The organism is Lutibacter sp. (assembly GCF_030692605.1).
Classification (GTDB): domain Bacteria; phylum Bacteroidota; class Bacteroidia; order Flavobacteriales; family Flavobacteriaceae; genus Lutibacter.
This window is the reverse complement of record NZ_JAUYUD010000011.1, coordinates 1-5764: the sequence shown is the minus strand read 5'-3', so window position 1 is coordinate 5764 and position 5764 is coordinate 1. Positions and strand designations below refer to the sequence as shown.

General features: G+C 33.2%; 3 protein-coding genes and 2 pseudogenes. 4 read left to right on the top strand and 1 reads right to left on the bottom strand.

Annotated elements, in window-relative coordinates:
• The 4 genes and pseudogenes from Q8S45_RS01270 to Q8S45_RS01255 form a co-directional block, all read left to right on the top strand.
• Positions 1-115, top strand: a pseudogene (locus Q8S45_RS01270) (IS1595 family transposase); the annotation flags it as partial.
• A gap of 194 nt (positions 116-309) precedes the next feature.
• A complete protein-coding gene (gene gcvP, locus Q8S45_RS01265; protein ID WP_305600500.1) occupies positions 310-3153 on the top strand; it encodes an aminomethyl-transferring glycine dehydrogenase in 2844 nt (947 codons plus the stop codon).
• Positions 3154-3342: 189 nt separating this feature from the next.
• Positions 3343-4335, top strand: coding sequence for a pyruvate dehydrogenase (acetyl-transferring) E1 component subunit alpha (pdhA, locus tag Q8S45_RS01260; protein ID WP_305600498.1), 993 nt, complete (start codon positions 3343-3345; stop codon positions 4333-4335).
• 6 nt (positions 4336-4341) lie between these two features.
• Positions 4342-5589: pseudogene (locus Q8S45_RS01255) on the top strand (pyruvate dehydrogenase complex dihydrolipoamide acetyltransferase); the annotation flags it as partial.
• Positions 5590-5659: 70 nt separating this feature from the next.
• Here Q8S45_RS01255 and Q8S45_RS13925 read toward each other — a convergent pair.
• Positions 5660-5758: an IS3 family transposase gene (locus tag Q8S45_RS13925; protein ID WP_371132950.1), complete on the bottom strand. Its 99-nt coding sequence runs from the start codon at positions 5756-5758 to the stop codon at positions 5660-5662.
• Between the last annotated feature and the right edge of the window lie 6 nt (positions 5759-5764).

Below are 5764 nucleotides of genomic sequence, written 5' to 3'. Positions count from 1 at the left end.
TAAAGGAAAATATCTTCAATTGTACCTAAATGAGTTCGTTTATAAGCTTAACAGAAGATATTTTGAAGAAAAATTATTCGATAGGCTAGTAATAGCAGGTATTACAGGGTTATGACAGAAAACGGACAATCAGAAAAATTTATTATTTTTTTTAAATAGTGCATTTTTTATTTTAGTAAATATACAATTATGTTGATTTTTCTAGGTAACTATTATTAAAAATAAGTAATTAAAGTACTATTTAGGTTCTAATAATTTAAGTATTTTTGAACATATTTTATACTAATATTTTTATACAACCTTTTTAATATGAAAACAGATTCTTTTGTTTTAAGACACATTGGTCCTCGTGAAAGTGAAATTAATGAAATGATTAAAACCATAGGTGTTGACTCTTTAGACACCTTAATTTCTAAAACAATTCCTCAAGATATTAGATTAAAAACCAATTTAAATCTGCCAGAAGCCATGAGTGAATATGAATATATGTCTCATATTCAAAATGTTGCAAATAAAAATAAATTATTCACCAATTACATAGGTTTAGGATATCACCCTACTATTGTTCCTGGAGTAATTCAAAGAAATATTCTAGAAAACCCAGGCTGGTACACTGCTTACACACCGTACCAAGCAGAAATTGCACAAGGAAGATTAGAAGCCTTGCTAAATTACCAAACTATGGTAAGTGAACTTACTGGAATGGAATTGGCTAATGCCTCTTTATTAGATGAAGGAACCGCTGCCGGTGAAGCTATGACTATGCTTTTTAATACTAGAACAAAAAATCAGCTAAAAGATAATGCAAATTTATTTTTTGTTTCTGAAGAATTGCTTCCACAAACCATTGATATTTTAAAAACTAGAGCTATTCCAATTAATATAAAATTGGTTATTGGAAACCATGAAACTTTTGAATTTAACAACACTGTTTTTGGGGCAATCGTTCAGTATCCTGCAAAAAGCGGTCAAGTTTATGACTACACATCTTTTGTTGAAAAAGCATCAAAATTTGAGGTCAGAATTGCTGTTGCTGCTGATTTATTGAGTTTAGCATTATTAACTCCTCCTGGAGAATGGGGTGCCGACGTGGTTGTTGGTACCACACAACGTTTTGGAATTCCTATGGGTTATGGAGGTCCTCATGCTGGCTATTTTGCCACCAAAGAAAGCTATAAAAGAACACTTCCAGGAAGAATAATTGGTGTAACTCAAGATAAAGATGGTAATAGAGCCTTAAGAATGGCGCTACAAACCAGAGAGCAACACATTAAAAGAGAAAAAGCAACTTCAAACATTTGCACAGCTCAAGTATTATTGGCTGTAATGGCTGGTATGTACGGTGTTTTTCACGGTCCAAAGGGCATCACTTACATTGCAAATAAAATACAAAATTTAACTGCAACTTTAAATAGAGGCGTTGAAAATTTAGGATTAAAACAATTAAATACGGTGTTTTTTGATACCTTACTAATTGAAGTTTCCGATGCGCTAAAAGTAAAAAATAGTGCTGAAGCGCAAAAAATTAATTTCTACTACCCTTCTAAAAATGTAATATCTATTTCAATAAATGAAACTTCAACATTAAATGATGTAAACACTATTCTCTCTATTTTAGCAAATGCCGAAGGAAAAGATTACCAAGAAATTACAACTCTAGCTCAATACAACCTACCAAAATGGGCGCAAAGAACTTCTCTTTTTATGACTAATGATGTTTTTGAAAATTACCACTCAGAAACCGAAATGATGCGTTATATTAAAAAATTAGAGCGTAAAGATTTATCACTAAATCATTCTATGATTTCTTTAGGATCTTGTACCATGAAACTAAATGCTGCATCAGAAATGCTTCCTTTAAGTTGGCCACATTGGGGTGTTATACATCCTTTTGTTCCTGTAGAACAAGCGCAAGGATATCATCAAATTTTTGCTGAATTAGAAGCTGCGCTTAATGAAATTACAGGTTTTGCGGCAACATCTTTACAACCAAATTCTGGTGCACAAGGTGAATATGCAGGTTTAATGGTCATAAAAGCTTTCCACGAATCTCAAGGAGATTTTCATAGAAATATTTGCTTAATACCTTCATCAGCTCATGGTACAAATCCTGCATCTGCAGTTATGGCAGGAATGCAAGTAATTGTAACAAAATCTACCGATAAAGGCAATATAGATGTAGATGATTTACGTGAAAAGGCTGAACAATACAAAGATAATTTGTCTTGTTTAATGGTTACCTATCCATCTACTCATGGTGTTTTTGAAAGTACAATTAAAGAAATAACCGAACTCATTCATGAACGTGGAGGTCAGGTATATATGGACGGTGCCAACATGAATGCCCAAGTTGGATTAACAAACCCTGCTACCATTGGAGCAGACGTTTGTCATTTGAATTTACATAAAACTTTTGCTATTCCACATGGTGGTGGTGGACCAGGTGTTGGACCAATTTGTGTCGCGGCTCATTTAGCACCATTTTTACCATCAAACCCAATTATTCCAACTGGAGGCGAAAACGCCATTACTGCTATTTCCTCAGCACCTTGGGGATCGGCTTTGGTATTATTAATATCTTACGGTTATATTAAAATGCTTGGGGCTAATGGATTGAAACAATCTACCATTTACGCAATTCTAAATGCAAATTATTTGAAGTCAAAGTTAGAAAAACATTATAAAATTTTATATGCTGGCGAAAATGGATTTGCAGCTCATGAAATGATAGTTGATTTTAGAGAATTTAAATCAAAAGGTATTGAAGTTACTGATGTTGCCAAAAGGTTAATGGATTATGGGTACCACGCACCTACAGTTTCTTTTCCAGTAGCAGGAACCTTAATGATTGAACCTACGGAAAGTGAAAGCAAAATAGAACTTGATCGTTTTTGTGATGCTCTAATCAGTATTAAAAACGAAATTGATGAAATGGAAATAGGAGATACTAATACCGCGTTAAAAAATTCACCCCATACATTGGAAATGCTAACAGCAACTAATTGGAAGTTTCCTTATACAAGAGAAAAAGCAGCATTTCCATTATCATATATAAAAGAAAATAAATTTTGGCCATCTGTTCGTAGGGTTGATGACGCCTACGGTGATCGAAATTTGATTTGTTCTTGTAATCCAATAGAGGATTACATGTAAGAATTAACAGTCAAAATAACCTTGTTTAGTCCCGAAAAGTCGGGACTTTTCATTTTTAAATAGTGTAGAAATCAAGCATTTCCAGAAATTCACGAAAACATTATAGTAAAAAAAAATTACTGTTACTTTTATACTACGTTGCAAAATAGTATTTTTGCAATTCGACTTGAAATAAACATTACCTACTAGATGAAAAAAATAACGAATGAAACTTATATTAATTGGTATAAAGACATGCTCTTTTGGAGAAAATTTGAAGACAAATTGGCTGCTCTTTATATTCAACAAAAAGTAAGAGGATTCTTACACCTTTATAATGGACAAGAGGCTGTACTAGCTGGTGCTTTACATGCCATGCAACCTAATGATAAAATGATTACTGCTTATAGAAATCATGTTCAACCAATTGGTTTAGGTGTAGATCCTAGGAGAATTATGGCAGAATTACTTGGTAAAGAAACTGGTACTTCACACGGACTGGGAGGATCTATGCATATTTTTTCACCAGAACATAATTTTTATGGTGGGCACGGTATTGTTGGGGGTCAAATTCCATTAGGTGCAGGTCTTGCTTTTGCAGACAAATATTTTGGCGGAGATGGCGTAACTTTAACTTATTTTGGAGATGGTGCAGCAAGGCAAGGGTCTTTACACGAAACTTTTAATATGGCTATTAACTGGAAATTACCTGTAGTATTTATTTGTGAAAACAATGGATATGCCATGGGAACTTCAGTGGAAAGAACCGCTAATCATGAAGATATTTGGAAATTAGGTTTAGGATATGAAATGCCTTGTGGACCGGTTGATGGTATGAACCCAATTAAAGTAGCTGAAGCAATGCATGAAGCTATTGAAAGAGCAAGACGTGGTGATGGCCCTTCATTTTTAGAAATGAAAACATACCGATATAGAGGGCATTCTATGAGCGACGCTCAACATTATAGAACCAAAGATGAAGTTAATGAATATATGAAAATTGACCCAATTTCTCAAGTTTTAGATGTTATTAAAGAAAAAAAATACGCAACTGATGCTGAAATAAAAGATTGGGATAAAGAAGTTAAAAGGAAAGTAGAAGAATGTCAGAAATTTGCTGAAGATTCACCTTTTCCAGACAAACAACTTTTATACGATATTGTATATGAACAAAAAGATTATCCTTTTTTAAAACATAGATAAATGGCAGAAATTATAACAATGCCCCGATTAAGTGATACAATGACTGATGGAGTTGTGGCACAATGGCTAAAAAAAGTAGGAGATAAAATTTCAGAAGGAGATATTTTAGCTGAAATTGAAACGGACAAGGCTACTATGGAGTTTGAATCCTTTAATGAAGGAACATTATTGTTTATTGGTTTAAAGGATGGAGAGAGCGCACCAGTTGATTCCCTTTTGGCTGTAATTGGTGAAGAAGGTGAAGATATTGATGCAATTATTAAAAATTTTAAAGCAGCTAATTCCAAAGAACCAGTTGTTCAAAACAACAAAGAAGTTACTATTAAACCTGAAGCTAATGCTATACCTCAAATGGCTACCAAAAAAGTGGCTAGTGAAGTCCAATCTACTGGAGGAAGAATAGTTGCATCTCCTTTAGCTAAAAAAATAGCTTCTGAAAAAGGAATAAACTTACATACGGTTTCTGGTACTGGTGAAGGTGGGAGAATTGTAAAATCGGATGTCGAAAATTACATTCCTTCTGTTTCTTCAGCTACTTCAATTTCAAATTTACCTGCAATTTCATCAGGTTCTGAAAGTTTTGAAGAAACGCCTAATTCACAAATGCGTAAAACTATTGCACGCAGATTGGCAGAATCTAAATTTACGGCTCCTCATTATTATTTAATGATTGAGATTGACATGGATAATGCAATAACTTCACGTAATGCAATTAATGAATTACCTGATACCAAGGTGTCTTTTAATGATATTGTTGTAAAAGCAAGTGCGATGGCATTAAAAAAACATCCAAAAGTAAATTCTCAATGGTTTGATGATAGAACTCGTATAAATCACCATGTTAACATTGGTGTTGCTGTTGCAGTTGAAGACGGCTTGGTTGTTCCTGTAATTCGGTTTACAGATCAAAAAAGTATGACACAAATTGGTGCTGAAGTAAAAGACATGGCTGTTAGAGCAAAAAGCAAAAAATTAACTCCTACCGAAATGGAAGGTAGTACTTTTACTGTTTCTAACCTTGGTATGTTCGGAATTTCAGAATTTACTTCAATTATAAATCAACCTAATTCTGCAATATTATCAGTTGGTGCAATTATTGAAAAACCAGTGGTTAAAAATGGTCAAATAGTTGTTGGAAATATTATGAAAGTAACTTTAGCATGCGACCATAGAACAGTGGATGGCGCAACAGGATCTGCATTTTTACAAACTTTAAAACAGTTTATAGAAAATCCAGTAACAATGTTGGCCTAACAAAGTTATTATAATTCACAAAAAAAACATCACTTTTAGACTGAACCCAAAAAGTTAGACAAATTTATAATTAATTTTGACAATAATGAGCTCGATATTTTATCGGGCTCATTTTGTTTAGATTTGATTTAATTCTTTCGTTATTATAATAGTCTATATATTGTTTGATTTCAAG